General features: G+C 47.1%; 29 protein-coding genes, 1 pseudogene and 1 riboswitch. Of the genes and pseudogenes, 16 read left to right on the forward strand and 14 right to left on the reverse strand.

What is annotated here, in order from left to right:
- Positions 1-33: 33 nt before the first annotated feature.
- A complete protein-coding gene (locus SC79_RS01125; RefSeq protein WP_039073504.1) occupies positions 34-840 on the forward strand; it encodes an alpha/beta fold hydrolase in 807 nt (268 codons plus the stop codon).
- 14 nt (positions 841-854) lie between these two features.
- Here SC79_RS01125 and cysC read toward each other — a convergent pair whose 3' ends face one another.
- The 3 genes from cysC to SC79_RS01140 form a co-directional block, all read right to left on the reverse strand.
- Positions 855-1466, reverse strand: a complete 612-nt coding sequence (gene cysC / locus SC79_RS01130) for an adenylyl-sulfate kinase (RefSeq protein WP_039073505.1) — start codon at positions 1464-1466, stop codon at positions 855-857.
- Entirely contained in the window at positions 1463-2632 is a 1170-nt protein-coding gene (gene sat / locus SC79_RS01135) for a sulfate adenylyltransferase (RefSeq protein WP_039073506.1), read from the reverse strand. Before sat ends, cysC begins: the two co-directional genes overlap by 4 nt.
- 109 nt (positions 2633-2741) lie before the next feature.
- Positions 2742-3455 (reverse strand): phosphoadenylyl-sulfate reductase, encoded by a 714-nt coding sequence (locus tag SC79_RS01140; protein WP_082022489.1) that lies wholly within the window; start codon positions 3453-3455, stop codon positions 2742-2744.
- Between the two features lie 186 nt (positions 3456-3641).
- Between SC79_RS01140 and SC79_RS01145 the strand changes: the two genes are divergently transcribed.
- Positions 3642-4328, forward strand: a complete 687-nt coding sequence (locus SC79_RS01145) for a 2-phosphosulfolactate phosphatase (protein ID WP_039073507.1) — start codon at positions 3642-3644, stop codon at positions 4326-4328.
- Positions 4325-5083: a phosphosulfolactate synthase gene (locus SC79_RS01150; protein ID WP_039073508.1), complete on the forward strand. Its 759-nt coding sequence runs from the start codon at positions 4325-4327 to the stop codon at positions 5081-5083. The genes SC79_RS01145 and SC79_RS01150 overlap by 4 nt, the downstream gene beginning before the upstream one ends.
- 44 nt (positions 5084-5127) lie before the next feature.
- Here the strand turns inward: SC79_RS01150 and SC79_RS01155 are convergent, their stop codons facing one another.
- From SC79_RS01155 to SC79_RS01185, 7 genes and pseudogenes are all read right to left on the reverse strand, one after another.
- On the reverse strand, positions 5128-5757 hold the full coding sequence (locus SC79_RS01155) for a YitT family protein (protein WP_026014477.1): 630 nt from the start codon (positions 5755-5757) through the stop codon (positions 5128-5130).
- Positions 5758-5852: 95 nt separating this feature from the next.
- Positions 5853-6968, reverse strand: a complete 1116-nt coding sequence (locus tag SC79_RS01160) for a mandelate racemase/muconate lactonizing enzyme family protein (RefSeq protein ID WP_039073509.1) — start codon at positions 6966-6968, stop codon at positions 5853-5855.
- 7 nt (positions 6969-6975) lie between these two features.
- The gene (locus SC79_RS01165; RefSeq protein ID WP_039073510.1) at positions 6976-8244 is read right to left on the reverse strand and encodes an MFS transporter; all 1269 of its coding nucleotides are present in this window, start codon (positions 8242-8244) and stop codon (positions 6976-6978) included.
- 110 nt (positions 8245-8354) lie between these two features.
- On the reverse strand, positions 8355-9212 hold the full coding sequence (locus SC79_RS01170) for a GNAT family N-acetyltransferase (protein WP_039073511.1): 858 nt from the start codon (positions 9210-9212) through the stop codon (positions 8355-8357).
- Positions 9213-9217: 5 nt separating this feature from the next.
- Positions 9218-9367, reverse strand: a pseudogene (locus SC79_RS01175) (GNAT family N-acetyltransferase); the annotation flags it as partial.
- Between the two features lie 139 nt (positions 9368-9506).
- A complete protein-coding gene (locus SC79_RS01180) occupies positions 9507-11345 on the reverse strand; it encodes a bifunctional homocysteine S-methyltransferase/methylenetetrahydrofolate reductase (RefSeq protein WP_039073512.1) in 1839 nt (612 codons plus the stop codon).
- 91 nt (positions 11346-11436) lie between these two features.
- Positions 11437-11554: riboswitch (SAM riboswitch) on the reverse strand.
- Positions 11555-11659: 105 nt separating this feature from the next.
- Positions 11660-12151: a YajQ family cyclic di-GMP-binding protein gene (locus SC79_RS01185; RefSeq protein WP_039073513.1), complete on the reverse strand. Its 492-nt coding sequence runs from the start codon at positions 12149-12151 to the stop codon at positions 11660-11662.
- 98 nt (positions 12152-12249) lie between these two features.
- Here SC79_RS01185 and SC79_RS01190 point away from each other — a divergent pair, with 98 nt between their 5' ends.
- A complete protein-coding gene (locus tag SC79_RS01190; protein ID WP_082022494.1) occupies positions 12250-13146 on the forward strand; it encodes a CvfB family protein in 897 nt (298 codons plus the stop codon).
- Between the two features lie 111 nt (positions 13147-13257).
- Complete coding sequence (locus SC79_RS01195; protein WP_039073515.1) at positions 13258-13548, forward strand: DUF3784 domain-containing protein; 291 nt, start codon at positions 13258-13260, stop codon at positions 13546-13548.
- Positions 13549-13588: 40 nt separating this feature from the next.
- Here SC79_RS01195 and SC79_RS01200 read toward each other — a convergent pair whose 3' ends face one another.
- Positions 13589-14440 (reverse strand): DegV family protein, encoded by an 852-nt coding sequence (locus SC79_RS01200; protein WP_039073516.1) that lies wholly within the window; start codon positions 14438-14440, stop codon positions 13589-13591.
- A gap of 137 nt (positions 14441-14577) precedes the next feature.
- On the opposite strand from SC79_RS01200, the gene SC79_RS01205 reads away from it, so the two are divergent.
- Entirely contained in the window at positions 14578-15420 is an 843-nt protein-coding gene (locus SC79_RS01205) for a YitT family protein (RefSeq protein ID WP_010329344.1), read from the forward strand.
- Positions 15421-15438: 18 nt separating this feature from the next.
- Positions 15439-15894: a BsuPI-related putative proteinase inhibitor gene (locus SC79_RS01210; protein WP_039073517.1), complete on the forward strand. Its 456-nt coding sequence runs from the start codon at positions 15439-15441 to the stop codon at positions 15892-15894.
- 35 nt (positions 15895-15929) lie between these two features.
- On the opposite strand, the gene SC79_RS01215 is transcribed toward SC79_RS01210, so the two are convergent.
- The 3 genes from SC79_RS01215 to yitU all read right to left on the reverse strand — a co-directional run bounded on the left by SC79_RS01215 (position 15930) and on the right by yitU (position 17196).
- Positions 15930-16127 carry a DUF3813 domain-containing protein gene (locus tag SC79_RS01215; RefSeq protein WP_010329346.1) on the reverse strand — a complete coding sequence of 66 codons (198 nt, stop codon included), beginning with the start codon at positions 16125-16127 and terminating at the stop codon, positions 15930-15932.
- Entirely contained in the window at positions 16127-16279 is a 153-nt protein-coding gene (locus SC79_RS21115; protein ID WP_052245545.1) for a hypothetical protein, read from the reverse strand. The genes SC79_RS01215 and SC79_RS21115 overlap by 1 nt, the downstream gene beginning before the upstream one ends.
- A 104-nt stretch (positions 16280-16383) precedes the next feature.
- On the reverse strand, positions 16384-17196 hold the full coding sequence (gene yitU / locus SC79_RS01220; protein WP_039073518.1) for a 5-amino-6-(5-phospho-D-ribitylamino)uracil phosphatase YitU: 813 nt from the start codon (positions 17194-17196) through the stop codon (positions 16384-16386).
- Between the two features lie 120 nt (positions 17197-17316).
- Between yitU and SC79_RS01225 the strand changes: the two genes are divergently transcribed.
- From SC79_RS01225 to SC79_RS01260, 9 genes are all read left to right on the forward strand, one after another.
- Positions 17317-18084, forward strand: coding sequence for a prolyl oligopeptidase family serine peptidase (locus tag SC79_RS01225; protein ID WP_039073519.1), 768 nt, complete (start codon positions 17317-17319; stop codon positions 18082-18084).
- Positions 18085-18146: 62 nt separating this feature from the next.
- Positions 18147-18455 carry a metal-sulfur cluster assembly factor gene (locus tag SC79_RS01230; RefSeq protein ID WP_010329350.1) on the forward strand — a complete coding sequence of 103 codons (309 nt, stop codon included), beginning with the start codon at positions 18147-18149 and terminating at the stop codon, positions 18453-18455.
- Positions 18456-18522: 67 nt separating this feature from the next.
- Positions 18523-18693, forward strand: coding sequence for a YqaE/Pmp3 family membrane protein (locus SC79_RS19685; protein WP_010329351.1), 171 nt, complete (start codon positions 18523-18525; stop codon positions 18691-18693).
- 61 nt (positions 18694-18754) lie between these two features.
- Complete coding sequence (locus SC79_RS01235; RefSeq protein WP_039073520.1) at positions 18755-20185, forward strand: FAD-binding oxidoreductase; 1431 nt, start codon at positions 18755-18757, stop codon at positions 20183-20185.
- Positions 20185-20724, forward strand: a complete 540-nt coding sequence (locus SC79_RS01240) for an MFS transporter (protein WP_039073521.1) — start codon at positions 20185-20187, stop codon at positions 20722-20724. Before SC79_RS01235 ends, SC79_RS01240 begins: the two co-directional genes overlap by 1 nt.
- Before the next feature lie 202 nt (positions 20725-20926).
- Positions 20927-21964 carry an N-acetyl-gamma-glutamyl-phosphate reductase gene (argC, locus tag SC79_RS01245; protein ID WP_039073522.1) on the forward strand — a complete coding sequence of 346 codons (1038 nt, stop codon included), beginning with the start codon at positions 20927-20929 and terminating at the stop codon, positions 21962-21964.
- Positions 21965-21983: 19 nt separating this feature from the next.
- Positions 21984-23204 carry a bifunctional ornithine acetyltransferase/N-acetylglutamate synthase gene (gene argJ, locus SC79_RS01250; protein WP_039073523.1) on the forward strand — a complete coding sequence of 407 codons (1221 nt, stop codon included), beginning with the start codon at positions 21984-21986 and terminating at the stop codon, positions 23202-23204.
- A gap of 14 nt (positions 23205-23218) precedes the next feature.
- Positions 23219-23995, forward strand: a complete 777-nt coding sequence (gene argB, locus SC79_RS01255; protein WP_039073524.1) for an acetylglutamate kinase — start codon at positions 23219-23221, stop codon at positions 23993-23995.
- Positions 23992-25149 carry an acetylornithine transaminase gene (locus SC79_RS01260; protein WP_039073525.1) on the forward strand — a complete coding sequence of 386 codons (1158 nt, stop codon included), beginning with the start codon at positions 23992-23994 and terminating at the stop codon, positions 25147-25149. Before argB ends, SC79_RS01260 begins: the two co-directional genes overlap by 4 nt.
- Positions 25150-25175 lie beyond the last annotated feature (26 nt).

Here is a 25175-nt window from a genome sequence, read left to right on the forward strand (position 1 = left end):
CCGGGAAAGAAAAGGGAACAGGAGGAATGCGAAATGGGGCATTACGTCAAAACCGAGGAGCATGTCACATTGTTTGTAGAGGATATCGGGCATGGAAGGCCGATCATCTTTTTGCACGGGTGGCCGTTGAATCATAAGATGTTTGAATATCAAATGAATGAGCTTCCGAAAAGAGGATTTCGTTTTATTGGCATTGATTTCCGGGGATATGGGCAATCTGACCGCCCTTGGGAAGGCTACGATTATGATACGATGGCCGACGATGTGAAGGCAGTCATTTATACGCTGCAGCTTGAAAACGCGGTGCTTGCCGGTTTTTCGATGGGCGGCGCCATTGCCATCCGTTATATGGCAAGGCATGATGGAGCCGATATTGATAAGCTGATTTTATTGTCAGCAGCGGCGCCCGCATTTACAAAACGCCCGGGTTATCCGTACGGGATGAGGAAGCAGGATATTGACGATATGATTGAACAATTCAAAATGGATCGGCCAAAAACGCTGGATGATTTAGGGAAACAATTTTTTGAGAAAGAGGTATCACCAGAGCTCAGGCGGTGGTTTCTCCATTTGATGCTGGAGGCTTCCTCCTACGGGACGATCCGCTCAGGCCATGCATTAAGAGACGAGGATCTCAGAAAGGATCTTGTGTCAATCAAAGTTCCAGCACTGATCCTGCACGGGAGTAAGGATCAAATTGCGCCGTTTGATTTCGCGAAAGAATTGAAGCGCGGCATCAAGCAGTCGGAATTGGTTCCGTTTGCAAACAGTGGGCACGGCGCTTTTTATGAGGAAAAAGAGAAGATGAACCGTTTGATTGCGCAATTCGCCAAATCATAAGAAAAAACCCGATATCATTCGGGTTTTTTTATGATGCCTTTGGTTTGCAGTTCCGCAATGATGATGTCAGCTCCATCGGAAATAGAGATCTGGTCTGATTCAATGATGAAGTCCGGTGAAAGCGGCGCTTCATACGGAGAATCGATCCCGGTAAAATGTTTGATCTCTCCGTTTCGCGCTTTTTGATAAAGCCCCTTCGGATCGCGCTGTTCACAGACATGCAGCGGGCATTTTACGTAAATTTCAAAGAATTCTCCTTGAGGAAAGAGCGCTCTGACCATGTCACGGTCTTCTCTGAATGGAGAAATAAAAGCCGTTAAAATCATTTGCCCGCTATCGACAAACAGCTTCGACACTTCTCCGATCCGGCGGATGTTTTCAATCCTGTCTTCAATCTGAAAACCAAGGTCTTTGTTTAAGCCGTGGCGGATATTATCGCCGTCAAGCACATAGCTCTGAATGCCCATCCGGTACAGCTTTTCATCAACGGCATTGGCCAGCACCGATTTTCCTGAGCCCGACAGCCCGGTAAACCAGAGAACGCAGCTTTTGTGTCCGTTTAAGGATTGTCTGTCAGACTTTGAAATGGCAGCGGGGTGCCAAATGAGGTTCGGTTTGTGAGTCATTGCAATCCCCCGTTGTTTTGCTGGATCGCAACAGGCTGTTGATGAAGTCCCTTGATCAGCACGTTGGCGACCTCAGGCCGGCTGAATTCTTTAGGCGGCTTTTTGCCTTGGCGAAGAAGCTCTCTCACTTTTGTGCCCGATAAGTGGATGTGGTCTCTTGGGCTGTGCGGACACGTTTTTGAGGTGCCCATGTTTCCGCATTTCCGGCAGTAAAAGCTGTGTTCAAAAAACAGCGGCTTGATGCCCAGCTCCTCTTCTGTGAATGATTGAAAAATATGTTGCGCGTCGTACGTTCCGTAATAGCTGCCGACACCCGCATGATCTCGGCCTACAATAAAATGGGTGCAGCCGTAATTTTTGCGGACGAGCGCATGGAAAATCGCTTCACGCGGACCTGCATACCGCATGGCGGCAGGGAAAACCGATAACATGACACGATCCTTTGGATAATAGTGATCAAGCAAAACCTGGTAGCTCTCCATTCTGATATCACTCGGGATATCATCTGACTTCGTTTCTCCGACAAGCGGGTGAAGCAGCAGACCGTCGACCGTTTCCAACGCTGTTTTTTGAATATATTCATGCGCTCTGTGAACAGGGTTCCTGGTTTGAAAACCAACAATCGTTTTCCAGCCGAGTTTTGTAAAGGCCGCTCTTGTTTCGGCAGGCGCCGCATAGAACTGTTCGAAGGATTTGTCGGGCAGGCGGCTGACCGTGACAGGCCCTCCGATATAGTAATCCGGACGCTCCAGCAATTTTTTTACGCCTGGGTGGGCAGGATCGGTTGTTTGAAAAACAGACAGCGCTTCTTGTGTTTTATCAGGCCGGTAAATATCAGTGACTGTGATCATGCCGTAGGCAACGCCGTCTCTCACAAGCTTGACGCGATCTCCGGCAGACAGTTTGTTTGCTGTTTCTTCCTTGACCGTTAGCGTAATTGGCAGGCTCCACGGCAATCCGTTTGCCAGCCTCATTTCTTTCACAACAGAATGATAATCTTTTTCTCCCAAAAAACCAGTTAACGGGCTGTAGCCGCCGATCGCGATAAGCTCCAGGTCGCTCAGTGCAAGTTGGTCCAGCTCCGCTTCGCACGTGCACCCTTCAAAATGGCATGCGGGATCGCAGCGGTTGATTAACACCCCTCCATGGGGTTCGTTTCCATTCAACGTGTTCAACCTCCATTTTTACGTTTGCTTTGTTTTCTTATCTGCGCTTGCTGAAAGTTTTAGCAGCGCTCAACATGTTTTCAATCCCTTAACAAAGACATGCCGGCCATTAATCTTGATGCAGGCCGCATTCTGTTTTCTCCCGTCCGGCCCATCTTCCGGCCCTCTCATTGTTCGGGTCCGAGGAAGGCAACGTACACATTTCACAGCCTATGCTCGGGTAATGTTGATCGTGCAGTTTGTTATAAGGCAAATGGTGCAGGCGGATGTACGTCCACACGTCATCCCATGTCCAGTGGATGAGCGGGCAAATTTTGATCAGTTTGAACTTCTGGTCAAGATTCACGTATTGAATATGCTTTCTCGTGGGTGATTGCTCACGGCGCAGTCCCGAAATCCAAGCTGTCATGCCGGACAGGTGCTTTTGCAGCGGTTCAATCTTTCTCAATTGGCAGCAGAAATTCGGGTTATGCTTCCACAGTTCTCCACCGTATGTTGTTTCCTGCTCTTTTAAGCTGAGCTCGGGTTTGAGCAGCTGGATTGTAAATGCCGGATATCGCTCTTTGACGGTCTCGATCAGCTCATACGTTTCGTGAAAATGCAGCCCTGTATCCAAAAAGATGATGTGCGCGTTTTTGTTGATTTTTGATATGAGATCGAGTAGCACCATTCCTTCTGCGCCAAAGCTGCACGCGTACACAATCTTATCCCCGTATGTTCGGAAAGCCCATTTCAACACATCGAGCTCATCGATCAATTGATCTGTTATCTGTTTGGACAGCGTGTCGTTCCACGTGTCATAAGTGATGATTTGCTCCTTCAACGTTTTCCCCCCGTTTGCATCTCTGTTTTTTATCTATTGATCGAGTTATAGGCAGACTATTCATGTTTTGCATAAAGGTTCAGGTTTTTCAGGTGCGGCCCGCGCCTAAAATGAGGAGCGGAACCATTAAGAGACCGCCTGAATATGCTTTTAAGCAAAATGGTTTTATGCCCAAGGAGAGGTATTATGCCGATTACCATTTATCAGGGGCATCATCATACGCTTGCCCCGGGGGATATTCATATCGTGATTGATGTCATCAGAGCCTTTACGGTCGCCCATTATGCGTTTATCGGCGGGGCGAAAGAGATTTACTTGGTCCGGACAGCTGACGAAGCCTTTGCACTGAAAAACACCTATCCGGATTATGTATTGACGGGAGAAGAAAAGGGGGTCGGTATCAGCGGATTTGATTTGGATAATTCGCCAAAACGCATGGCGGAGCAGGACATGGCGGATAAGCACCTGGTCCAGAAAACAACAAACGGCGTCACAGCGGCGTTAGGGGCGCTGAACGCCAAGCACTTGTTCGTGACTGGATTTTCCAACGCCAGAACAACGGCAGAGCACGTGAAAACGCTTGGCGACAAGAATTGCGTGATCAACATTGTCGCTTCCCATCCGTCAGGTGATGACGACATGGTGTGTGCGCAGTATATAAAGGGCATCATTGAAGAGACAAATGAGGTAACGGCTGCGGAGGCGATTGAAAGAATCAATCGCTCTACTGTTGCGGAGAAATTTTTTGACCGCCGCCAGCCATTGTTTGATCCAGAAGACATCGCCTATTGCACAAAAGAATTGGCAGGCGATTTTGTCATGAAAGTGAGACAAGAAAGAGAAGTTCCTACGATAGAGAGGGTCATAATATGAATGATTTTTCACTAGAATTGCCAGTGAGAACAAGCAAGCCGAGAGAAACCGGGCAGACCATTTTAATTGATAACGGCTATCCTTTGCAATATTTCAAAGATGTCATCACAGCGGCGTCTGACTATATTGATTTTGTGAAATTCGGTTGGGGCACATCATTACTTACGAAAGACCTTGAAGAAAAAATCAGCACGCTGAAAGAGCACGACATTCAATTTTTCTTTGGCGGCACACTGTTTGAGAAGTATGTGAGCCAGAAAAAAGTGAATGAATTTCATCGGTACTGCACCTATTTCGGCTGTGAATATATCGAGATTTCAAATGGCACGCTTCCGATGACAAATAAAGAGAAAGCGGCTTATATTGCCGATTTTTCTGATGAATTTCTTGTGCTGAGCGAGGTGGGCAGCAAGGATGCGGAATTATCAAGCCGGCAAAGCTCCGAGGAATGGCTTGAGTATATCGTTGAGGATATGGAAGCGGGCGCGGAAAAAGTGATGACAGAGGCAAGGGAGAGCGGGACAGGCGGAATCTGTTCCAGCAGCGGGGATGTCCGGTTTCAAATTGTTGATGACATCATGTCCTCGGATATTGATATCACAAGGCTGATTTTTGAAGCGCCGAACAAAACGCTCCAGCAGGGGTTTATCCAAAGGGTCGGGTCGAATGTGAATCTGGCCAACATCCCGTTTCAAGATGCGATCGCGTTGGAGACGCTGCGTTTAGGGTTAAGATCCGATACCTTTTATTTGTAAAACGGTGGCTGCGGGGCTCTCGCCTTACAGAGAGCCTCTGCCTATTATTTTTTATGGCGGTACATAGGCGTGAGATAGGGAAGGGAAGTCAGGCGGATGTTATAGATAAAATCAATGACTCTAGTTGATATCACTTGGCATATCAGGGCTTGGAACACGATGCCCCAGTCAATAATTGAAGCGGTCACCATAAAAATGATGCAATTCATGATGAGCAGGATCGTTCCGGGATTGCCTCCCCGATAAATGGAAATCATCAGAGCAAGGGCTCCGAATCCTCCGTTTGAAATTTTATATTTGTATAAAAGTCCGATACCGAGTCCCAATAACACAGCGCCGCTTGCCAGATCAATCCACAGGTTTGATGTGATATCCGGAACAATCGCGTCAAAGATCAATACCGAGACAGATGTGACGGTAATCGAGGCGAGGGTGCCGGTGAATGTTCTCATCTCCAGCCATTTTAAAGCGGTAAAAAGCATCGACACATTCACGGCCCATACTGAAAAGCCATGGGGAATCTGAAACAGATAATGCAATAGCACCGCAATACCTGCTGCCCCGCCTGTCGGAATATCATGCGGAAATAAAAACAAGGACATGCCGAGTCCCTGCAGTACGCCGCCTACGACAATCATAAACGTGAGTTTTGCTTTCATCAGCAGTTCAGCCATTACGTCAATTGCTCCTTTATGAAAAGACTTGTCCGCTGTTTCCATTTTATGAGGCTGTCCAAGATTTATGTCTGCAAAAAAGGAAATGGCCCAGCTTAATAGGCTGAGCCATCCCACTTATAGCGGCTGATGATGTCCATATTGATGTCTAAGCCAATGCCTGTGCCTTTCGGAATGTGGACCATTCCTTTTGAAGGCTGAAGGCTGATGAGATCTGTAAAAGGATTCTCCATGACGTCCCACTCAATCGGTTCAATTTGGTCACTTTTCATTTTAGACCATGGAGCCAGGCAGGCCTGCGCAAATAAAGAATATAGGCGTGAGAGCGATCCATCATAGGCATGTGCAGATGCTCTGACGCCGAAATAACGCGCGAGCTGGAGGCAGTCCCGGAACTCATCGATCCCGTTGACATGCATAACATCAGGCTGAATCATATCCAAGCACCGCTGTGAAAGAAGGGAGGCAAATTGAGCCGCTCCTTTCATGTTTTCTCCCCCGGCAACTGGAACAGATAAACGGCTGCGGAGCAGCGCGTAATCCTGCGGCTGATCAAAGGGCAAAGGCTCCTCAAACCAGCCAATGTTCATCCACTCTGAAATATAAGGTTCCCATTTGAAAGCGGCCGCGGCGTCGTAGCTTTGGTTCGCGTCCAGAATCATCGTCATGGAGCTGCCGGCCGTATGCTGCAGGGCGTTAATGTGCCGAAAATCTTCCTCAAATGCAGTCCCGCCAATTTTGACTTTGATTTGCTTAAAGCCTTTTTTTAACTGCTTCTCTACATGGGAAACAGAACGGCTGATCCATTGCGGGTGATCTGAATACGATTGAAAAGAGGCATACACAGGGATCTCTTCTCTGTACCGCCCGCCCCATAGTTCGCAAACCGAACAATCCGCAGCTTTGGCCGCAATCTCTGTCAGCGCCATGCTCACGGCGGAGGCCGCGCGCTGATGCCATTTCTGAATCGTGCGCACTAATGGCAGGCGGCTGCCGGCCTGTTTTCCTAAAAGATAAGGAATGATCCGTTTGGTAAAACCGACATGGAGAGTCGGGAGCCAATCAACACACTCTCCCCAGCCGTCAATCCCGCTTTCTGTGACAATTCTGATGAGATAGCAAGTTCGATACTGTTTGAATCCGTTTGCGTCTCCGTACGGCTCTTTCAACCGATGCAAAAGCGGAAAGGTCTCAACCCGTTCGATTTTCAAACTGATACTACCTTTCCTGAGCAGGCTGAAGCCGATTGCCAGCCTTTTTAGAATCTTCTTTTTCTTTTGTGTCTTCTTTGTTTTGATTCACATGGATGAGCAACATCACGAGAATGCCGACAACAAGCGTCAATCCCGCAATGCTTAAAAACATGCCGGGTCTGGACCATTGCATGAGGCGGCCGAAAATGGGAGGCCCGATGGCAACGCCTAAAAAACGAACCGATCCATACAGCGAGGTCACAAATCCCCGTCTTTCTTTACCGACAGCCCCGGTAATAAAGCTGTTCACACAAGGAAGGACAAGGCCGGAGCCTATACTGCTCAACACGAGAACGCTGATAAAGAACACAAGATTTTCAATGAAAGACAATGATGCGTAAGAAACCGTCATAAAAGCCAATCCAAGGACGATCAGCTTTTTCATCAGCGATTGCTTTTTCCCGATTTTGCTTCCGGTTATATAGGACGTCACACACATGACCAAAAGCGGAATCGCCAAAATCAAGCCTTTTTTGACGCCGTCGGTATCGTACGTTTTTTCAAGGACATCAGATAGGTAAAAGAGGATCCCGAACAAGGTAAACAAACAAGTCGCACCGGCTAAATAAGCGGTAAATAGCCATCTGCCTTCATGTTTAAAAACACTTAACAGGCCTTTCGCGTATTTTCCGATCGGGGGCGGTTCTTTTTCCTTTTTCTTTTCTTTAATAAAAACCCAAGTCAGCACGATCGAAATGATGCAAAACACAGGGAAGGCAAAAAACGCGCCATACCAGACAAGCAGGGCGATAAGGGAGCCGATGATTGGCGAAAGCACTTTCCCCATGCCGTTTGAAGCTTCAACGAGGCCGAGCACCTTGCTTTCCTGGGCGCCTTTAAACAGATCCCCCGTCAGCGCCATGGCAATCGGGCCGGTTCCGGCTGCCCCGATTCCTTGAAGCGCCCGTCCTGCCATGACCCAAGGGTAGGCATTGTCAAAAAAACCTGCGGCAAATCCGGCTAACAAGCCGCCGGCACCATACAGAAATAAGCAGGGAATAATGATGATTTTCCTTGAGAACCGGTCTGCGAGATAACCGACAATCGGAATGGCGAACGCCGCAATCAAGGAAAATACTGTGATTACGAGACTGACTTGAAATTGTGATAAATGAAGTTCAGATTTCATTTTTGGCAAAATCGGAATTAGCATTGAGTTTCCAAGTGTTAATATTAAAGGAATTGAACCAATTGCAACAATCGTCATTCCGTTATTTTGTTTTGATGATTCCATCTCAGAGCACACTCCTTTTCTTCTGCTTAGAATGTCCCTGATAGCTTCGTTTATTCAACGTTAAGACAGTAAAAAACCGAACAGAAACTGCCTGTTCGGGAAAAAGAGGGTTAACCGAGCGCCTGCGAAGTCAACGCATATAAATGTCCATTCTGGTCAGGTAGCATCTTTTCCTGGTAAAGCATAAGCGGTGCCTCTGCGTCTCCTTGAAATCCCATTTTTATCAGCCTGTCATGAAACGATGTGTGTTCTGCCGGTATATCGATGCGCATCGGACCTTGTTTGCCGGCGGCCAGCCTGTTGAGTAGTCGTGCAGCAATGTCCGATGATGGCGCAATGACGGGCCCGAATTTCAAGTTGGCAGGTGTCTGTACAGATAGGCCGTAGCCAATCAGATGCCCCTTGTTGTTTCTGGCGATGATACATTCCTCTGAAGCGGAAATAAGCTGTTGCAGAAGGTTTGACCGATCTCCCCCAAAAGCCGCCAGGTCGGCAGCGGCTAATGCTTGAAAGTCTTGTTCTCGAAAGGAGGTCAGTTCAGCATCAAGGTAATCTCGCTTTTCAATCGGTTGAAACCTGTGACAGCTGTACTTTTGGACTGACCCCGCCGTATGAAAACCTGCTTTTTCATAAAGAGGCAAACCTTCTGTTGTGGCGCAAAGCCTGATGAATGTGCTTTCATCCGTTTGGCTGATGCACGCGTTTACCATCCGCCGCCCGAGACCGAGCCGTTTGTATTCCTTATCCACGATGACGAGTCCGATTGAAGCAAGACGGCCAAACAAAAACAATCCGATGCAGGAAATGAGGTCTCCGCGGTCATTTTGATAACCGAAAAAGCGTCCTTGTTGGACAAGCATTTTCAGTTCTAGTTCGCCATAATCAGGCCACCCGGCTTGCCTGCAAAGCCGCAATAGACCGGGGGTATGTTTTTCGTGAAGCTCAATCAGCTCATCTGCTATCTTCATACAGGTCACCTGCTTGTTCCGAGTGTTTTGTACATCACAATATGTGTGCCAATGCCGGGAAGCTCAAACGGTTCCCAGCCAAGCGTTGCGTAGCAGCCTTGGACATGTTGTCTTGCATTGTGCCATACTGCCTGCACGCCTTTGTCTGCCGGTTTTTGCAGGGTGTCGTATGTATCTTCCGCGAAAATGGTTTTGACTACGAGCATGATGTTTCTCCTCAAAAATGGCTTTTTTATATCGTAACACGAATGCGGCAAAAATAGACCGCCTGATTGGTTCAGGCGGTCTCTAGTATTAATGCAAATAGATATTTTGGCGCTGCTCATCCTTTTGCTGGATATACGATGTGAGCTCAGCGGTCAAGTCAGATCTGAGAAAAGGCGTGATCAAATAGATGCCGTTAAACAGCTCGCATGCCGTATCCAACAGGGAGCGTGCAATCGCAAGGCCTTCCGCTTTTTGCTTCTCTTTATCCTCGCCGGCGAGAGCCATTTTTTCGCGAATAGAGTCAGACAGCTTAATGCCTGGGATTTCATTGTGGATGAATTCAGCGTTCCGGCTGCTTGTGAGCGGCATAATGCCGATATAGATCGGTGTCTTCAGATGCTTTGTTTCGTTATGGATGTCGACGAGCTGCTGCTCGGAATAAACAGGCTGTGAAACAAAGTAATCGGCTCCGCAATCTATTTTTTTCTCAAGCCGTTTCACCGCTTTATCCAGATGGCGCACGTTAGGATTAAATGCGGCGGCGACTGAGAAATTCGTTTTCTTGCCAAGCGGTTTTCCAGACAGGGACAGTCCTTCGTTGAATTGTTTGATCAGCCTGATTAAATCAAAGGATGTTAAATCATACACAGACGTCGCCCCCGGGAAATCCCCGATTTTAGAAGGGTCGCCTGTAATGGCCAGCACGTCATTCAGCCCTAACGTATCAAGGCCCATTAAATGTGACTGCAAGCCGATAATGTTTCGGTCACGGCATGTAATATGGACAAGGGAGCGCATATCGAGCTGTTGCTTCACAAGAGCGCCGCAGGCAACATTGCTGATCCGCGGAGTAGCCAGAGAATTGTCGGCGAGCGTCAGGGCGTTGATTCCCGCTTCTTTCAATTCAGCAGCGGCGGACAAAAATTTATCAAAGCTCAATTTTTTCGGCGGGTCCAGCTCTACGATGATGGAGCGTTTTTCAACCGCGATCTCATTCAGGCCGGGCTCTGTCCGCTCATGCTGAACAGAAATACATTCTTTAGCAGGGACTTTGACTTCTTTTTCAGTAATGGGAGCAAGCCCGCCAACCGCTTCCGCCATCGCCTGAATGTGATTTGGCGTGGTGCCGCAGCAGCCGCCGATAATCCGCGCGCCTTGCTTGCGGAATTCTAAGGCGCTGTTTTGAAAATATGTGTCGTCTGTTTCATAGACGAGCCGTCCCTCTTCAAGCGAAGGAAGACTGCTGTTCGGATAAACGGATAAAAACACATCATCAAAAATCGGCACTTCGCTTAGCGCTTCAATCATGTGATAAGGGCCGAGCCGGCAGTTAATGCCGACGATATCAGCCCCGAGATCAGCGATTGACCGCAATGCTTCAGAAAGCGGTGTTCCGTCCTGCAGTACACCTTGCTCGTGCATGGAGACGTTAAGCATAATCGGAAGGGCGGTCTCTTTGCGCGCGATTTTCAGCACTTCACGGGCTTCTTCCAAATCATAATACGTCTCCAACAGCAAGCCGTCCGGTTGTTCATGCAGGAGCAGGTACAGCTGCTCGCGAAAGCTGCGTTTGATTTCGTCAAGGCTGTACGCGTTTTTATTAAATGTGCGGATGCCGCCCATTGTCCCCAAAACGTACGCATCGCCTGCTGAAGCCCGCGCAATCTTCACTGCCTCCTGATTCATTTTTTTAATGTCACCCTCAAGCCCGTGCCTGGATAATTTAATATAATTGGCTCCGTACGTATTTGTTTGAATGATATTGGCTCCAGCCTCAACGTACGCTTTATGTATGCGCTGAATTTCCTCCGGCTTTGAAATGTTGAGTTCCTCAAAGCACCTGTCAATGCCGTAGGAGTAGAGGAGCGTCCCCATTGCGCCGTCACCGATTAACACCTGTTTTTGCAAATCTTCTAAAAGTCCCATTGTCTGCCTCCTTTATTCACATTCAGCAAGGAAAAAAAGAGAAATAAAAAAAGTCCTCTTAAGAAGAAGACTTTGTCAGTGATTTTGTCTCTTCTTATCTTCCAAGCTGTTCGAGCTTGCTGGATTTAGCACCTTGGTCATGGCTGAACGCCATTACACCGGTTGCTGAAGCTTCGTCGGGCCAGTCCCTCTGCTTCTCTTGATAAGAACGGATATGAAGTTTTCGTATGAGGAAATGCCAAAAGCTGCGGGGCTTTTTCCCTTTCTCTAAATTTACCGAAAATAAAGACAATAATCAATAGGATTCAGAAAATTTATCTGAAATTTATAAATTGAACGTCAATTGGCAAATCTGCGCCTCTCACTGCTGTAATAATCTGCTGCAGATCATCCTTGTTTTTACCGGTGACACGAACTTGATCATCCTGCACTTGTGACTTGACTTTCAGTCCGGAGTTTTTGATGATCGCATTAACTTTTTTGGCATTATCCTTGTCAATGCCTTGAACAAGTTTGGCGCGCTGGCGCACCGTTCCGCCTGACGCGCTTTCAATCTTGCCGTAATCAATGTTTTTTGTCGGCACGTTTCCCTTAATCAATTTACTGACCAGCACGTCTTTCAGCTGGCTTAATTTAAATTCGTCATCAGAAACGAGGACAAGCTCCTCTTTATCTAAAGAAATGTCGCTTTTGCTGCCTTTAAAGTCATAGCGTGTGCTGATTTCCTTGAGTGCGATTTGGATCGCGTTTTGCACTTCAGGCAACTCGACCTTGGATACAATATCAAATGAACTTTCTTTTGCCATATGAAAACCTCCATAACATTTAACTTATGTGTTGATTATAGTAGAATAAAGAGAAACTTCCAACAGAACAAAGAATCAATTTGTGATGATTGGAAAAAATGTTAACAGAATCCGCGGAAAACAAGCGGAACAGGAAGGACGATAGCATGAGACCAGGGCAGCAACTCACCTTGAGTATAGATCACCAAACCGACTTCGGTTACTTTTTGACCGATGGAGAAGACACGATTCTCTTACATAACAGTGAAATAACTGAGGATATCGAGGACAGAGACGAAGTAGAGGTCTTTATATACGTCGACCAGCAGGAAAGACTTGCGGCCACGATGAAAATTCCGTCCATCAGCGCGGACGAGTACGGCTGGGTCGAAGTGGTGGATAAAGTGGAAGATATGGGCGTTTTCGTTGATGTCGGCTTATCCAAGGATGCGCTTGTCGCAACTGAGCATTTGCCGCCATACGAGGATGTCTGGCCGCAAAAAGGCGACAAGCTCTACTGTATGCTGAAGGTGACGAACCGGGGGCGCATGTTTGCGAAACCAGCGCCGGAAGATATCATCAGCGAACTCTTTACCGACGCCTCAGAAGACCTGATGAATAAAGAGCTGACAGGTACGGTGTACAGATTGATCGCAACGGGTTCATTCATCATTACGGACGACGGCATCCGCGGTTTTATCCATCCGTCAGAAAGAAAAGAGGAGCCAAGACTCGGCTCAAGAATCACGGGACGGGTGATTCAAGTAAAAGAAGACGGTTCAGTCAACATGTCGCTGCTTCCGAGAAAACAGGATGCGTTGTCTATAGATGCCGAGTACATTCTGACGTATATGAGAACAAGAAACGGCGCTATGCCGTATAGCGACAAAAGCGAGCCTGACGATATCAGAGAACGTTTTAACATGAGCAAAGCCGCTTTTAAACGCGCGCTCGGCCATTTAATGAAATACGGAAAAGTGTATCAGGAAAATGGATGGACATACGAGAAAAAATAGAAGGCCTCGCGCCTTCTATTTTTTATATAAGGACTTCACAAATAAAATGCTGTTACGTATCATGACGGGAGACAGAGTGTGTTGTCAGTGAAAAGACAGGGGGGAGAGTTCATGGAAGTTCGGATCGATTTTTTATTGATCTTGATTGCGGGGCTTTTCTTTTGGATTGCTTATATGGCAGGAATAAAAAAGCAAACATGGATACTGTCCGGTTTCGGGGAGTCCCGGATACGTGACAAAGGCCGTCTGGCTAGAATTGCGGGATACTTTTTTCTGAATTCAGGGATATTTATTCTGTTAAACGGGTTTATTTCGTTTCAAGGACAAGACCAGCTGATTCCGCCTATGATTTTGGCATATGGAGCGGGAGTCATCATGTATGTAAAGAAAACATTGCTATAAAACCTCCAGACTGCACCACATACTGGAGGTTTTTGTTTGTTCATTTTCTTAAAAAGAATATCGCCAATGTGCCGGGGCCGGCGTGCGACCCGATCGCAGAGCCGATTGAATGGATGATGATCTCTTTCGGCTTGAACTCATCCTCAATTAAGTGTTTCATGCTAATGGCTTTATCTTCATCCGCGGCGTAGCTGATTCCGACGGTTTGATTGCCCCAATCATCACCGCGCTCTTTCATTATTTCGATGATCCGTTTGAAAAGTTTTTTCTGTCCGCGGATTTTTTCCAGAGGCACAAGCTTGCTGTCCTCCATCTGAAGCAGCGGTTTAATATTGAGCAGGCCGCCGACAAAAGCGGATGTTTTGGAGATGCGGCCGCCTCGTGCAAGATAGGTCAGATCATCAACGGTAAATATGTGCTCAATCTGTTCACAAAAGTTCTTTACAGACGTTTCGATTTCTTGTATTGTATTCCCGTTGATACAGAGATCGGCGGCATGCCGGACGGCCAGACCGTATCCTAATGAAGCGCATTTGGAATCGATGACCCGCAAATCGAAATCGGGGAATTCCTCCTTCACTTCATTGGCCATCATCACAGCCGTCTGATACGTGCCGGAAAGGCCTGAGGAAAAGGCAATGTAAAGAGCGGGCTCACCTGTTTTGGCATATTGCAAAAATACATTTTTAATCGTTTGCGGTGAAGCTTGGGACGTCTTAGGCGTTTCTCCATTTTGCATCGCTTCAAATATTTGATCCGCATCAATCGTGACTGCATCCTCGAATTCTTTATCGCCGAGAGAAACCCTGAGCGGAATAAAGCCAATGCCGTTTTCTTCAAAGTAAGAACGGGGCAGATCGGCGGCGCTGTCAGCGATGAGATGAACTGTCATATTGCTTCCCTTCTTTCTGTTATCGCTCGTTATCATAAGAGTTAAGCCAACTATATCATATTAATTTGCCAAAATCGTGTTCAAATATTTGTTTTAAGGGAAAACATATTAAAGAAGATAGAGCGGAGGAACATGCCATGGTACTAGATCAAACAAAAAAATTACTCGTCGTCATCATCGGCGCTTTACTTAATGCGGCCGGGCTGAACTTATTTTTAATTCCCGCAGATGTATATGCCAGCGGATTTACGGGAGTCGCCCAGCTTTTATCAAGCGTCATTGTTCAATACGCCCCCTTTTACATATCGACGGGAACGCTCTTGTTCCTCTTAAACATTCCGGTCGGTATTTTAGGATGGATGAAGGTCGGCAAATCGTTTACGGTGTACAGCATTTTAAGTGTCGGGCTGACTACATTGTTTATGGGAATCCTGCCGGAAACAAGCCTGTCACATGACATTTTGCTGAACGCGGTGTTTGGCGGTGTCATTTCTGCGGTCGGTATCGGCTTAACATTAAAATACGGCGCTTCGACAGGCGGGCTCGATATCGTCGCCATGGTGCTTGCCAAGTGGAAGGATAAACCCATCGGCACGTATTTCTTCATTCTAAACGGGATTATCATCTTGACGGCAGGATTATTGCAAGGTTGGGAGAAAGCATTATATACCCTGGTTACGCTGTATGTGACAACAAGGGTGATCGATGCCATTCACACGCGCCACATGAAGCTCACGGCGATGATCGTGACGAAAAAGGCGGACGAAATCAAGGAAGCCATTTACGGAAAAATGGTGCGCGGCATTACCACTGTTCCGGCCAAAGGAGCCTTTACGAATGAACAGAAAGAGATGATGATTATCGTCATCACAAGGTATGAACTGTACGATTTAGAGAAGATCGTCAAAGAAGTCGATCCGAAAGCATTTACAAACATTGTGCAAACAACTGGGATTTTTGGCTTCTTTAGAAAAGACTGACGAAAGCAGGTGGAAGTCGTGAAACGGCTGCTTGTGATGCTCCTGCCCGTACTGCTTTTGATAGGCTGCGGAAAGGATGAGCAGACAGAACCCGATAAGGAGGTATCAGGCGGAATGGAGAATCAAGAGGTTGTTTTATCTGTTGACGTAATTCAGGAGCCTGAACAAATCAAGTTTAACATGTCGCTGAAGAACCAAAGCGAACGTGCGATTGATTTTCAATTTAGCACAGGGCAAAAATTTGAACTTGTCGTGTATGATTCTGAGCACAAAGAAAGATACCGTTATTCGAAAGACAAAATGTTTACGCAGGCTTTTCAAAACATGACACTTGAACCTGGAGAAACGTACGATTTCTCTGATGTATGGAAGGAAGTCCCTGAGCCTGGAACCTACGAGGTGAAGGTAACATTTAAGGGCAGAGCGGAAAATCTCAAGCAGGTTCAGGCTGTTCAGCAGTTTGAAGTGAAATAAAAAGGCTATGGCGAATCAATCGCCATAGCCTTTTTTTATTGGAGTTTGTCCAGCTGATCCTGAAACTGATGGAGCTGGCGACGTTCTGCATCTGTCGAGTTGGCGTACGCAGAAGACACAGCATTTTTGGCTCTCAGAATCGCTTGATCTTGATCGCCTTCCTCAAAGCCGTTTGTCACCATGACAGCCTGTTGAACAAATGATTTTGCCTGCTGAAACAGTTCATTTCTCATTAATATTCATACTGCCTTTCAGCCGAGTCTCGTGCCGCGGCATGCTGGTGAGCTTCTTCTAAAGTAGACCGATATGGAAATCTTGTGGCGTGTTGCCCGATGGAGTCTTTACCCTGGTGAATAAACCTTCTGGATTTGCTTCGTTTACCCATTTTGAGACTGCCCCCTTCCATACTTTGACGAGATGAGTCGTCTTCAATAGTATGGTGGGGCAAAGTCAGGTTTATAAGTGGCAAAAATTAATACGGGCATGCCTTTACAGTGAGAAATATTCTTTCAAGAATTTTGCCACGCCGTCCTCTTCATTTGCTCCCGTAGTTCGGTTGGCCACCTGCTTGACAGCGTCAATTCCATTTCCCATCGCAACGCCGCAGCCGGCGAATTCAAGCATTTCCAAATCGTTATCCTCATCCCCGAAAGCAATGATCCGCTCCCTCGGCACGTTGTAATAATCACTTATTTTCTGAAGGCCGACCGCTTTATTCATTCCGCTTTTAATAATTTCTATCACATGCCACGGCGCGGCCCATCTTCTGTGATCGATCACCTCGGCGTGTACATCCGATAAATAGGAGCGTATGGCTGGCACATCTTCTTCTTTTGCATGAATGAGCACAGATGTAACATCCTCACCGAGATTTTCCCGCAAGTCTCCGACTGTCACATGTGTTGTATTCATGTTAAAAGCATCAATCAAGTGCTCGTCATGGTAATGAAAATACACGTCGTCAATGACTTCAGCAAGCACATTATGTACGTTGTATTTCTCGCTGATATCCACGAGCTGCATGACAACATCAAGCGGCAGCGAGGTATGGTACCGTCCCCAGCTGTCGTCCTGCGGATGGTGGACAAACGCTCCGTTAAAATTGACAATCGGCGTTGTCAGCTCCATCTGCTGGTAGTACAAGGAACTTGAACGGTATGGCCGGCCTGTCGAGATGCAGACATGATGCCCGTCATCTTTTAGGCGCTGTATCGTCCGAAGGGTGTTTTCGGATATGGTTTTATCATCCTTTAATAACGTTCCATCTAAGTCTAATGCGATTAAATAGGGTTTTGTCTCCATGAAAAGCTCCTTTGATCTTAGAATTTGCTTGTTTTGCCTTACTTACAGTGTAGCTTTTTACCATCTTTATTGTCTACATGTTACACTTATGATTATGGTTATCCTAAGGAGGGACACATTTTGATCCAAATTGAACATCAAACCGTTTCCGGTATTCCGTTTTTACATATTGTAAAGGAAGAGAACAGGCACCGCGCTGTTCCTCTCGTGATTTTTATCCACGGTTTTACGAGCGCGAAAGAACACAATCTTCATATCGCTTATCTGCTGGCGGAGAAGGGCTTCAGAGCCATTCTGCCAGAGGCTCTGCACCATGGCGAACGAGGTGGGCAAATGGCTGTTGAAGAGCTGGCCGGCCATTTTTGGGACATCGTCCTCAACGAGATTGAAGAGATCGGCGCACTCAAAACCCACTTTGAAAGTGAGGGCCTGATAGACAGCGGCCGCATCGGACTAGCCGGCACGTCAATGGGCGGCATCACAACGCTTGGCGCACTGACTGCTTACGATTGGATAAAAGCCGGCGTCAGCCTGATGGGGAGCCCGAATTACATGGAACTGTTTCAGCAGCAGATTGACCATATTCAAACTCAGGGCATTGATATCGAGGTGCCGGAAGAAAAGGTAGAAGAGCTGACGAAGCGTCTCGAAATGCGGGATCTCAGCCTTCAGCCGGAGAAATTGCGCCAGCGCCCGCTACTATTTTGGCACGGCGCAAAAGATAAAGTCGTGCCTTACGCGCCGACCCGAAAATTTTATGAGACGATTAAATCGCATTACAGCGAGCAGCCGGAACGCCTCCAATTTATCGGAGATGAACACGCCGACCATAAAGTCCCGCGAACAGCTGTGTTACAAACGATTGAATGGTTTGATACGCACTTATAAAGCACAATGGTGTGAAGAAGGGCCGGATTTACGTTATACTGTAGAAAAAGGAGTGAGGGAACGTGGAAGAAGCATTAAAAGAAAACATCATGGGCGCCCTGGAACAGGTTGTTGATCCTGAGCTTGGCGTTGATATCGTGAACCTTGGTTTGGTATATGATGTTGATATGGATGACGACGGATTAACGCACGTGACGATGACACTGACATCAATGGGGTGCCCTTTAGCGCCGATTATTGTGGATGAAGTGAAAAAAGCGTTAGCGGACATTCCAGAAGTAAAAGAGACGGAGGTTCACATTGTGTGGAATCCGCCTTGGACAAGAGATAAAATGTCCAGATACGCGAAAATCGCGCTTGGCATTCAATAAAACAAACAAAAGAGGACAGCCTTACTGTGGGGCTGTCCTTTTTTACAGCTGAAAGGAGTGAAAGAAAATGATGTATCTGCTGGCTGTCCTGTGCCCGCCGCTCGCTGTTTTGTTGACGGGAAAACCGTTTCAGGCATTGCTGAACCTCATATTGACCTGTATCTTTTGGCTGCCGGGCGCGATTCACGCCTGCTTTGTCGTGGCTGACCGCCGCGCTGAAAAACGGGCAAGGAGATAATATGGAAAAATGAGGGCGTGAGATATGGTATAATGGCCATAAAAACAGCAGGGAGAGCGCTATGAAAAAGAAATTGCTTGCATTCGCGCTTTGTACAGGCGCGTATGCGGCCCTGTTTGCCTACTCTGTGCACTCAGAGCAAAAAACAGACACAAGCGAGATGACGGATGTCAGCCGGCTGATGCCTGTGAAAATTAAGCAAACAGTGAAAGGGCAGGAAGAGGAAACGCTCATTGACACGATCAAAGAGGCCAATCGAAAAAACATAAAGATTTCAATCGCCGGGACCCAGCACTCCATGGGCGGCCATACATACTATGAGGACGGCATCGTTCTCGACATGACAGGCTATAACAAAATCCTATCACTTGATCAAGAGAAAAAAACCATCAGAGTCCAAAGCGGCGCGACGTGGAATGACATCCAGAAATATGTGAATCCATACGGACTTGCGGTAAAGGTCATGCAGTCACAAAATATTTTCACCATTGGAGGATCTCTCAGCGCCAATGCTCACGGACGTGATATCCGCTACGGCTCGCTGATTGATACTGTCAAATCATTTCGGCTTTTAAAAGCGGACGGAACGATCGTCACCGTCACCCCAAAAGATGATTTGTTTACAGCAGTCATCGGAGGGTACGGTCTTTTTGGCGTGATTCTTGATGTAACGCTTGAGCTGACGGATGATGAGCTGTATGTCATGAAGACGGAAAAAATGAATGACAGCGAATACGCAGACTATTTTACAAAGCACGTAAAAGGAAATCCGGATGTCCGAATGCATCTGGCGCGAATTTCAACAGCGAAAAAAGGTTTTCTGGAAGACATGTATGTTACGAATTATGAAGTGGCAGATGATCAGGATCAGCTGTCATCATACAGCGATCTTAAAGAAGACGAGTATACCGGGGTCACAAAGTTTGCACTCGGCTTGTCAAGACGGTATGAATGGGGCAGAAATTGGCTGTGGAACACGCAGAAATCCTATTTTCTGAGCCAAAACGGCACAAAGATCACCCGCAATAACGTCATGCGGTCCGAATCAGCATTTCTCGAATATGAAAACAATGACAACACAGATGTTTTGCAGGAATACTTTGTGCCGGTGAAGGAGTATGCGTCCTATATTGACGACCTGAGACAAACGCTGTCTGACGAGGATTTAAACCTTGTGAACATTACGATCCGCTACGTGCAGAAAAATGAAAAAGCCGACCTTTCCTATGGAAAGGATGATATGTTTTCGCTCGTGCTTTTAATCAACGAGGGGTTTTCAAAAGAAGCCCAGGCAGACACCGCCCGGATCATCAGGCGCATGACAGACGTTGCCATCATGCACGGCGGCAGCTATTATTTGCCGTATATGACCTACCAGACAAAAGCGCAAATGAGGCAGGCGTATCCGAAAAGCGAAGTGTTTTTTCAGAAAAAACGAACGTATGACCCGGATGAACGCTTTATGAATTATTTTTATCAGAGGTATAAATAATGGGGAAAAACAAATTAAAATGGCTCACATTATCACAGAGCAGCGTCTTTTTCGCGAGCAGCTTGATCTTTCCGTTTTATATTCTGTTTGTGAAAAACATCGGCTCAAGCTACACGCAGTTCGGTTTTTCCTACGGATTGTTCGGGCTAAGCGGGGCGCTCATTTATCCGCTCCTCGGACGGCTGTCTGGAAGGCTCGACAGCCGCTATTTTCTGCTGGCGAACTCTTGGGGCATGGCCGTCCTGCTTTTGTATGTCCCGCATATTGGCAGCGTTGTTCAAGTGTACATCGTCCAAGTGCTGTTAGGGGTTTTTGGAGCGATGCAAAAGCACGGAGAAAAAGTGCTAATCGCCGATTTTACAGACAGCGGAGAGCGGGGAAGAAAGATTGGGAATTACCACTTTTGGACGGCGATCTTTTCAGCGGCGGCCATTATGCTCGGCGGTTTTCTGGCCGACTTTTTTACGGTGCAAATGATTTTTTATGCAAGCTCTATTGTCTATTTTTTGAGCGGATTGATGATGATGAAAACAGGCTGACGCGGTCAGCCTGTTTTTTATGCGCTTGAAAAAAGCGGCGGGTCAGTGTTTCTTAATGCAACAACGTTATTTTCTTTGAACGGATTTTTCAGTGAACAGAAAATGTATAAGTGAATAAAAATATTAAATATACGATTGAATTAATTTTTATTCATGCTATAATGTTAAATAATTTCACAAAGACCAAGAAGGTGAACTTGTTTTGAAAATAGGAATTGTAGGCGCTACAGGTTATGGAGGCACTGAACTTGTCAGGATCCTTTCCCAACACCCTCATGCAGAGGAATGTATGCTTTATTCATCCAGCGGTGAAGGGAATGTCTATAGCGAGGTGTATCCTCACCTTACCGGCTTAGCCGATCAGAAGCTGAAGCCGATTGATATGAAGACGATCAAACACGAAATAGATCTCATGTTTCTTGCTGCGCCGCCCGGGGTATCAAGTGAATTGACTCCGCAGCTGGCAGACGCGGGAATTCCGGTGATTGATCTGTCAGGTGATCTGAGGATACAAGAGCCCGCTGAATATGAAAAGTGGTATAAACGGAATTCAGCACCAAAGGAAGTGATTCATGAGGCGGTATACGGTCTTGCAGAACTGAATCAAAAGCAAATTCAACAGGCGAAACTCATTGCCAATCCGGGTTGTTTTCCAACGGCGGTGTTGCTTGGCCTCGCGCCATTGGCCCAACAGAAACTGCTTCATGAATCGTTCGTTATCATTGACGCGAAGACCGGTGTTTCCGGAGCGGGAAGAAAAGCATCCATGGGAACTCATTTTTCTGAGCTGAACGACAATTTTAAAATTTATAAAGTCAATGAACATCAGCACACGCCGGAAATTGAACAGGCGCTGCAAGAATGGCAGCCGGGGCTCGGGCCTATTACTTTTTCGGCTCACTTGGTGCCGATGACAAGGGGCATCATGGCGACGATGTACACACAATTAACCTCTGATCGATCAGCAGATGACTTGCATCAATTATATTCGGAATTTTACCAAGATTCATATTTTGTGAGAGTAAGGCCAAAAGGGCATTATCCGCAAACGAAGGAAGTGTACGGCAGCAATTTCTGTGATATCGCCGTTGCGCTTGACGAGAGAACGAACAGAGTCACGATCGTCTCGGTAATCGATAATTTAATGAAAGGCGCCGCCGGTCAGGCTGTGCAAAACTTTAATGTGATGAATGGCTGGAATGAAGAGACTGGGCTCACCATGACGCCAATTTATCCATAGAACGGGAGAGAATCGAACCATGATTCAGTTAAGTGAAGATCAAATTATAAAAGTAACAGGTGATGTATCCTCGCCAAAAGGTTTTCAGGCAAAGGGCGTGCATTGCGGGCTGCGCTACTCAAAAAAAGACCTCGGCGTCATTATCAGCGAGACACCGGCCGTAAGTGCGGCGGTTTATACCCAAAGCCACTTTCAGGCCGCTCCGATCAAAGTCACACAAGACAGCTTAAAGCATGGATCAGCATTGAAAGCCGTCATCGTCAATAGCGCCATTGCCAATGCCTGCACGGGAGAACAGGGCATAAAGGACGCATACACAATGCGGGAGAGCCTTGCTGCACAGCTTGATATTGAGCCGGAACTTGTCGCCGTTTCATCAACAGGCGTCATTGGCGAGTATTTAGACATGGAAAAAATTCAGGCAGGCATCAAACGGCTGACAAAAACACCTGCGGGGTCGGGAGATTTTGAAGAAGCGATATTAACAACCGATACGGTGATGAAGCAGACGTGCTATGAGCTGACAATCGGCGGTCAAACAGTCACGATCGGCGGAGCGGCGAAAGGCTCGGGAATGATTCACCCGAACATGGCCACGATGCTGGGGTTTGTCACAACAGATGCAGCCATCGAAGAAAAAGCGCTGCAAAAAGCGCTTCGCGATATCACTGACGTTTCATTTAACCAAATCACAGTTGATGGTGAAACATCCACGAACGATATGGTATTGGTCATGGCAAACGGCTGCGCGAAAAATAAGTGCCTGACAGAAGATCATCCAGACTGGCCGGTCTTTAAAAAAGCGCTCTTGCTCACTTGCGAGGATTTGGCGAAAGAGATTGCCAGAGACGGAGAAGGCGCGACAAAGCTAATCGAAGCCCAAGTGCAGGGAGCGAAACATAATCTTGACGCAAATGTGATTGCCAAAAAAATTGTCGGCTCAAGTCTCGTGAAAACTGCGGTCTATGGAACAGATGCCAACTGGGGGCGCATCATCGGAGCCATCGGGCACAGCGCAGCTCAGGTAACGGCAGAAGAAGTAGAAGTTTATCTCGGAGGCCAATGCCTGTTTAAGCACAATAAACCTCAGCCATTCTCTGAATCTCTCGCTAAGGAGTACCTTGAAGGAGATGAAATCACCATTATCATCAAGATGCATGAAGGTGACGGGAAAGGAAGAGCGTGGGGCTGTGACCTAACCTATGACTATATCAAAATTAACGCGAGTTATCGCACGTAATAAAGGGGAGCATGATGAAGAAAACAATCGTTTTTAAATGCGGGGGAAGTGTCATCCGAGAGCTGTCGGAGGAATTTTTTCATAACCTGAAAGAACTGATGGCCTCAGGATGGAAATTGGCGATCGTTCACGGCGGCGGCCCGGAAATCACAAATATGCTGAAACGGTTAAACATCAAAACAGAGTTTTCCGGAGGACAGCGGAAAACGACGAAGCCGGTGCTCGAAGTGGCGGAAATGGTTTTATCCGGCTCGGTGAATAAATTTTTTGTGGCGGAGCTTGCCAAACACGGACTGCGTGCAGCAGGCATCTCTGGTAAGGACGGCGGCCTTTTGGAGGCTGATTATCTCGATCCGGAAGCATATGGGGAAGTCGGAGAAATCAAAAAGGTCGATGCATCCATGGTGACCGCGCTGATGGAAAAGAGCATTATTCCTGTTATCGCGCCGTTGTCTATGACGAGTGACTGCAAGACGCTGAATGTGAATGCCGATCTGGCTGCTTCAGCAGTCGCCGGGGCGCTCGAAGCTGATAAGCTGATGTTCGTCACAGATGTCGATGGGATCATGAAAGAAAAACAGCGTCTCGACGTTCTGACCCCTGAAGAAGTTCATACGCTGATCAAACAGGAAGTGATCACTGGGGGGATGATTCCGAAGGTCAATTCAGCTTTGTCGGCTTTATCAGATCAGGTCTCTGAAGTCATGATCGTAAACGGAAAAGGATCATTTTTCACAGAACAAACCTTTCGAGGAACAAAAATCGTGAAAGCAAAGGAGGCTGTTTCATGAGCAGCTTGTTTCAAACCTACGGCCGCTGGGATATTGACATAAAAAAAGCAAAGGGAACGTACGTTGAGGATCATAACGGCAAAACCTACCTCGATTTCATTCAGGGAATTGCGGTATCTAATCTAGGCCACTGCCATGAAACGGTTACAGAAGCAGTTGAAAATCAGCTTGCCAGCGTATGGCACGTATCTAACCTGTTTCAAAACAGTCTCCAAGAGCAAGCGGCACAAAAGCTGGCGGCGCACAGTGCGGGAGATCTCGTCTTTTTCTGCAATAGCGGCGCGGAAGCCAATGAAGGCGCGATCAAGCTCGCCCGAAAAGCAACTGGAAAAACGAAAATCATCACGTTCCTTCAATCGTTCCACGGCCGCACGTATGCGGGGATGGCCGCGACCGGGCAGGATAAAATCAAAACAGGCTTTGGCCCGATGTTGGAAGGTTTTCATTATCTGCCATACAACGATCCTTCCGCGTTTGAAGCTCTTGGGGAAGAAGACGGCATTGCCGCGGTGATGCTTGAGACAGTGCAGGGAGAAGGCGGAGTCAATCCGGCAAGCGCTGAATTTTTAACAGCCGTTCAATCGTTTTGCAAGGAAAAGCAAGCTCTTCTGATCGTTGATGAAATCCAGACCGGGATCGGACGGACGGGAAAGGGCTTCGCATACGAGCACTTCGGACTCTCACCGGATATCATCACAGTCGCAAAAGGATTGGGAAACGGCTTTCCGGTTGGCGCTGTCATCGGCAAGAAACAACTGGGAGAAGCATTTACCCCTGGTTCTCACGGAACAACTTTCGGAGGAAATATGCTGGCGATGGCTGCTGTGAATGCCACATTGCAAATTGTATTCCATCCTGACTTTCTGCAAGAGGCTGCTGACAAAGGGACGTTTTTAAAAGAACAGCTCGAGGCTGGGCTAAAGAGCCCGTTTGTCAAACAAATTCGCGGTAAAGGGTTAATGCTTGGAATTGAGTGTGATGGGCCGGTTGCCGACATCATTACTGAATTGCAGACATTAGGTTTGCTTGTATTGCCAGCCGGACCGAACGTCATTCGGCTGCTGCCGCCGCTCACCGTGACAAAGGATGAAATGACAGAAGCCGTCAGTAAGCTGAAACAGGCGATCGCTCATTATTCCGCTGTAAACCAGTGATTTTTTTTCGGTAAAATAGCATAAAA

Source organism: Bacillus sp. MSP13 (genome assembly GCF_000815295.1).
Taxonomy (GTDB): Bacteria; Bacillota; Bacilli; order Bacillales; family Bacillaceae; genus Bacillus; species Bacillus vallismortis.

Bases quoted from the DNA above. Each gene is read 5' to 3' on its own strand.
- SC79_RS01125 (WP_039073504.1), top strand. From the start codon at position 34: ATGGGGCATTACGTCAAAACCGAGGAGCATGTCACATTGTTTGTAGAG.
- cysC (WP_039073505.1), bottom strand. From the start codon at position 1,466: ATGACTCACAAACCGAACCTCATTTGGCACCCCGCTGCCATTTCAAAG.
- SC79_RS01145 (WP_039073507.1), top strand. From the start codon at position 3,642: ATGCCGATTACCATTTATCAGGGGCATCATCATACGCTTGCCCCGGGG.
- SC79_RS01150 (WP_039073508.1), top strand. From the start codon at position 4,325: ATGAATGATTTTTCACTAGAATTGCCAGTGAGAACAAGCAAGCCGAGA.
- SC79_RS01155 (WP_026014477.1), bottom strand. From the start codon at position 5,757: ATGGCTGAACTGCTGATGAAAGCAAAACTCACGTTTATGATTGTCGTA.
- SC79_RS01165 (WP_039073510.1), bottom strand. From the start codon at position 8,244: ATGGAATCATCAAAACAAAATAACGGAATGACGATTGTTGCAATTGGT.
- SC79_RS01170 (WP_039073511.1), bottom strand. From the start codon at position 9,212: ATGAAGATAGCAGATGAGCTGATTGAGCTTCACGAAAAACATACCCCC.
- SC79_RS01180 (WP_039073512.1), bottom strand. From the start codon at position 11,345: ATGGGACTTTTAGAAGATTTGCAAAAACAGGTGTTAATCGGTGACGGC.
- SC79_RS01185 (WP_039073513.1), bottom strand. From the start codon at position 12,151: ATGGCAAAAGAAAGTTCATTTGATATTGTATCCAAGGTCGAGTTGCCT.
- SC79_RS01190 (WP_082022494.1), top strand. From the start codon at position 12,250: ATGTTAACAGAATCCGCGGAAAACAAGCGGAACAGGAAGGACGATAGC.
- SC79_RS01195 (WP_039073515.1), top strand. From the start codon at position 13,258: ATGGAAGTTCGGATCGATTTTTTATTGATCTTGATTGCGGGGCTTTTC.
- SC79_RS01200 (WP_039073516.1), bottom strand. From the start codon at position 14,440: ATGACAGTTCATCTCATCGCTGACAGCGCCGCCGATCTGCCCCGTTCT.
- SC79_RS01205 (WP_010329344.1), top strand. From the start codon at position 14,578: ATGGTACTAGATCAAACAAAAAAATTACTCGTCGTCATCATCGGCGCT.
- SC79_RS01215 (WP_010329346.1), bottom strand. From the start codon at position 16,127: ATGAGAAATGAACTGTTTCAGCAGGCAAAATCATTTGTTCAACAGGCT.
- SC79_RS21115 (WP_052245545.1), bottom strand. From the start codon at position 16,279: ATGGGTAAACGAAGCAAATCCAGAAGGTTTATTCACCAGGGTAAAGAC.
- yitU (WP_039073518.1), bottom strand. From the start codon at position 17,196: ATGGAGACAAAACCCTATTTAATCGCATTAGACTTAGATGGAACGTTA.
- SC79_RS19685 (WP_010329351.1), top strand. From the start codon at position 18,523: ATGATGTATCTGCTGGCTGTCCTGTGCCCGCCGCTCGCTGTTTTGTTG.
- SC79_RS01235 (WP_039073520.1), top strand. From the start codon at position 18,755: ATGAAAAAGAAATTGCTTGCATTCGCGCTTTGTACAGGCGCGTATGCG.
- SC79_RS01240 (WP_039073521.1), top strand. From the start codon at position 20,185: ATGGGGAAAAACAAATTAAAATGGCTCACATTATCACAGAGCAGCGTC.
- argJ (WP_039073523.1), top strand. From the start codon at position 21,984: ATGATTCAGTTAAGTGAAGATCAAATTATAAAAGTAACAGGTGATGTA.
- argB (WP_039073524.1), top strand. From the start codon at position 23,219: ATGAAGAAAACAATCGTTTTTAAATGCGGGGGAAGTGTCATCCGAGAG.
- SC79_RS01260 (WP_039073525.1), top strand. From the start codon at position 23,992: ATGAGCAGCTTGTTTCAAACCTACGGCCGCTGGGATATTGACATAAAA.